At 66.1% G+C, this 433-nt stretch carries 1 protein-coding gene; it reads right to left on the bottom strand.

Annotated features, from left to right (window positions below; genetic code table 11):
* Positions 1-133 precede the first annotated feature (133 nt).
* Positions 134-433 (bottom strand): ATP-binding protein (locus tag Q7A36_RS40955; protein ID WP_305109503.1); only part of this gene is annotated, 300 nt, incomplete at its 5' end.

The raw sequence follows: 433 nt of genomic DNA, 5'->3' as shown, positions 1-433 counted from the left end.
GGTATCCGGGGTAGGTGGCCGGCTCGGAGATCATTTCGCCAGCATGCCCCAGCCCCTTTGTTCCAGTCAGAATCCGCGAATTTGACAATACCGTCGCAGAGATTGCTGTGCCTGACGTCCGCCAAAATCCACCTCAGAGGAATCGCTGATGTCCTGCGCGCGCGAACTCAACCTGCAGCGTCGTGCCTGGCCCGCCTCCGACCCGTAGGGTCCCTCCGAGCTGGCCCGCCAGGGCCCGCATGATGTGCATGCTGAGCCGCTGCTCGGCGGGCGACGCGGTCGACGCCGGGTCGATCCTCGGCCCGTCGTTGCGCACGCTCAGTACTAGGCGCCCACCCGGCCGCTCGTGCAGTTCTACCTCGAAGACCATGCCCCGCGCCGGACGAAAGACGTGCTCGAGCGCGTTGGTCGCCGCCTCCATGACCAGCAGGAT

The sequence above is a fragment of the Paracraurococcus lichenis genome, assembly GCF_030657435.1.
Taxonomy (GTDB): Bacteria; Pseudomonadota; Alphaproteobacteria; order Acetobacterales; family Acetobacteraceae; genus Paracraurococcus; species Paracraurococcus lichenis.
The sequence above is the reverse complement of the archived record's forward strand: the minus strand, read 5'-3'. Positions and strand labels throughout refer to the sequence as shown.